Genomic DNA, 3666 nt, shown 5'->3' on the forward strand with positions numbered 1-3666 from the left:
TGCCCGAGGTCGGTGCCCAGGAAGTCCATCGCGTCCTGGGAGGCCAGGGTCAGGCCGCCCCAGTGCTTGCGGATCGCTTTTGCCGCCCGATACAGGAATTCGGCGCCGGCGGGTTGGCGCATGAGCAGCCACGCCTCGTCGACCACGACCAGCCGTCGGCGGCGGATCACGGGGTTGCTGACCTGCCGCCACACCGCGTCCAACGTCAGCAGCGTCCCAATCGCCTTAAGCTCGTCGGGCAGGTCCCGCAGCGAGAACACCACCAGATGTCCTTCGGGGCGGGTGGTGGTCTGGCCGGCGAACAAGGCCGAGTGGGCGCCCTCGGTGAACGGGTGCAGCCGCGCGACCAGGTCAGTTTCGTCCATTGTGGACAGAACCTCGGCCAGGTCGGCCAGCAGGGGTGCGGGTCGGCTCCAGGTGCGGGGGTCGGTGGTGATGCCGGCGCGGGTGTAGGTGGCGGTGATCGCCTTGTCCAGCACCGCCCGCTCGCGCGCGGTCAACTCCGCCCCGAACAACACCGACAGCACCGTGAGCAGAAACAACGACCGCCGGGCCAGGCCGTCGGCGGGGGCGGTGCGGCCGCCGTCGGGGCGGGTGTGCACCGGCAGGTCGAACGGGTTGAACCGCACCCCGGGCGAGCCGAGGTGCACGTAGGTGCCGCCGACCGCGGCGGCGAGGCGGGCGTATTCGTCCTCGGGGTCGATGACGTGGACCTCGACGCCCCGGTTGAGCGAGCGCAGGAGTTCGAGTTTGACCAGGTAGCTCTTGCCGGCGCCGGAGCGGGCGAGGATCACGCTGTTGTGGTTGTCCAGCGCGAACCGGTCGTGGTGCACCAGGGACTGGCTGCCGATGTTGAACCCGTACAGCACCCCGGCCGGCACACCCACGCTGGTCGGGTCCGGGGGCGGCAGATCGGGGCTGGCGAACGGGAACCCGGACGCGAGGGCGGCGGTGTCGAACGTCCGGGCCATGCCGACCAGGTCCAGGCCCATCGGCAGGGTGGTGACCCAGCCCTGCAAGGCCCGGTAGGTGGTGGGTTTGGCGTCCAGCAACAGCGACGCCGCCAACGCACGCACCGCCGCGACCTCGTCGGCCAGCGCTCGCTCGCTGCCGGCGTGCACGGTGAGGTAGAGCCCGAAGCGGAACAGCTTGCCCTCGCCCCGGGCCACCCGGGCGGACAGGTCGTAGGCGTCCTCGGTGGCGGCTTCGACCTCCGGGTCGAGCAGCCGGCCCTTGTCGGTGTCCTGTCTGCGGCCGGATTCCAGCTTGGCCAGCTGGCGTTTGAGGCGGACGGCGGCGGTGACCGCGTCGACGGGCTCGATGTGCAAGCTGACGTCGAGGCGGCCGGGGTAGGTCAACAGGGGCTGCAGCCAGCCGGGGTGGACCTCGCGGGGGTAGCCGGTGATCGCGAAGCTGGCGACGTGGTCGCCGCCGACCTCCAACTGCCGGGCCCCCACGGTGAGGGCGTCGGGGGTGAAGGCGCTGGTCTGGTTCATGCCGGCTCGATCCCCTCATCATCGTCAGCGTGGGGTAGGGCGGTGGGGCCGAACGCGGTCTCGTCCCAGCTGCTGGGGGTGGTGGTGATGACGTCGTTCGCGCCGGCCATGCCCGCGGTCGGCGGGATGAGCGAGTCCGGGTCGCAGGCGGCCGCGAGCACCGTGGTGGCTTGGCCGGCGTCGAGCGCGGTGACGGTGATGCCGCCGGGTGCGAGGAGTTCGGTGGCCTCGGCCAGCCGCCGCACCAACCGCGCCTCCGCCGCCCGAACAGCCCCCTCGTCCGGGACCAGGTGCCGCGTGCGGCGGCCGATCAGCGGCAGTCGGGTGGTCGAGCCGGGTGGGTGGTGGACGGGTTCGCGCAGGATCAGCAGCACCTGCCGGCGCAGCAGGACGGTGGCGGCGGCGAGTTGGGTGAGGTAGTCGGCGTGCTCGTGGGCGGCGTTCTCCAACGCCGGGTGCGGCAGTCCGCCCGCCGTCGCGCGCAGCTCGGCGATCTGGCCGGCCAGGCTCAGCCGCTCGGCGCGCACCAAGATCTGCACCGGCGCGGACAGCGAGTGCAGGTAGCGGGCGAACACCGCGACCAGGCCCTCTTGTTCGGTGGCGGTGTTGAGCTGGAAGTTGACCGTGCTGCAGGTGGCGACCACGGCCAGTCCGTCGCGGCCGAGGTCGATCACGCCGGCCTCGGTGACGGCCTGCGCGGGCAGCCGCAGCGGCACCGGGGACACCGCCGTCGCGCTGTTGGTGTCGAGCGCGGTCAGCCACTCCGGCGCCGCCCGCACCCCCTCGGGCGCGGCGACCCGATGCCGCGGAGTCAGCCGTTGGCGGAGGGCGGCGAGCACGAGGCGGTCGAGGCTGAGGCCGTCACGCTGCCCGAGCGCCACGAGCGCGACCACCGCCCCGACCGGGATCGCGAACACGAGGTACACGCCGATCGGCGCCACGGTCTGGGTGGCGAGGTAGCCGGCGTAGAGCAGCAGCCCGGCCAGGGCCAGGATCATCAACTGGCGGGCGGTCAGGCTGCCCAGCACGCGGTCTTCGCGGTCGACGTCGGCGGGAATGCGGACGGGATGGCTCACTTCTCGCCTCCGGGCGGTTCGGGTGCGCGGCGGGTCGCGGGCGCGCGGAACCGCGTCGGCGCTGGTGCGGGACGAGGAGTCGGGGGTGCCGTCGTCGAAGGGGGCTCGGCCGCGCGGAACAAGGTCGGCGCGGGTGTGTGGGTTCGAGCCCGGCGGTGCACCGGGGGCGTCCCGGGGTAGGTGAAGGTGACCGGCGGCGGTGCGGTGGTGGCGTGCCCGGGATGCGCCGGTTCGGCCGCCGGAGTCGGCGGGACGAAGCGCAGGGCCGCTGGCACAGCGGCAGTGCGCATCGGTGGAAGCGGTGGAGCAGTCGGCGTCGCGGTCCGGAACGTCATCGGCGCCGGCGGCGTCGACGGGCGTGGACGCGCCACGTGCGGTGCCGGCGGTGTCGGTGCCCGGAAGGTGGTGGGTGCGGGGGCGGTGTCGACGTGGCTGGTGGCCAGATCGTGGGTCGGGGTCTGGGCGGCGGCCTGCTGGAAACGCACCGGACCGACGGTCGAGGGTGGTGTGCGGTGGGCGCGTTCGCTGGCCTGCCAGGCCCGCATCCGCTGCTCCATCGCCCCGAGGCTGCGCGGCCCGTCGACGCCGTGCCAAGCGTGGATCTTCCCGGGCCACGCTGGATCACGCGGCGACGGCCCCACTGTGCGGCGACTCGCGCCAGCCGATCGGCCGGCGTGGTCGCGGCCGGTCAGCGCGCCGAAGGTCTTGGCCATGAGGAATCCCTTGACGAGGCTCCCGACCAGCGACCGCCCGCCACCGCCGCCGACGCGGACGAAGCCGAGGATCCAGTGCGGGATGCGGTAGAGGATGTAGAGCAGCGCGAGGCAGACCAACAGATCCAGCAGTCCGCCGCCGCCAGCGAAGAGGTTCACGACACTCCCTTCACACCGGGGCGAGGAACACTCGGATCGCGACGACCAACGTGAGGGCCTGCGCGATCTGGATGGCGAGCACGGCGGCGAACGAGCGCCACCACCAGCGGGCGACGCCGTCGGTCTGCGGCAGGGCGTGGCAGGCGATGCACAACGGCGCGGCCACCACCAGCATGATCGTGACCACCGCCCGCACCACATACGTCACCAACAGCCCGACCA

General features: G+C 72.9%; 3 protein-coding genes and 1 pseudogene. All 4 read right to left on the reverse strand.

Annotated elements, in window-relative coordinates:
• A partial coding sequence (locus ACIG5F_RS49185; protein ID WP_396527277.1) for a VirB4 family type IV secretion system protein occupies window positions 1-1496 on the reverse strand: 1496 nt, incomplete at its 3' end.
• Complete coding sequence (locus tag ACIG5F_RS49190; RefSeq protein WP_396527278.1) at window positions 1493-2572, reverse strand: PrgI family protein; 1080 nt, start codon at window positions 2570-2572, stop codon at window positions 1493-1495. The genes ACIG5F_RS49185 and ACIG5F_RS49190, both read right to left, overlap by 4 nt.
• Window positions 2569-3444, reverse strand: a complete 876-nt coding sequence (locus ACIG5F_RS49195; protein WP_396527279.1) for a hypothetical protein — start codon at window positions 3442-3444, stop codon at window positions 2569-2571. The genes ACIG5F_RS49190 and ACIG5F_RS49195 overlap by 4 nt, the downstream gene beginning before the upstream one ends.
• Window positions 3445-3454: 10 nt before the next feature.
• Window positions 3455-3666: pseudogene (locus ACIG5F_RS49200) on the reverse strand (hypothetical protein); the annotation flags it as partial.

The organism is Kutzneria sp. NPDC052558 (assembly GCF_044547355.1).
Taxonomy (GTDB): domain Bacteria; phylum Actinomycetota; class Actinomycetes; order Mycobacteriales; family Pseudonocardiaceae; genus Kutzneria.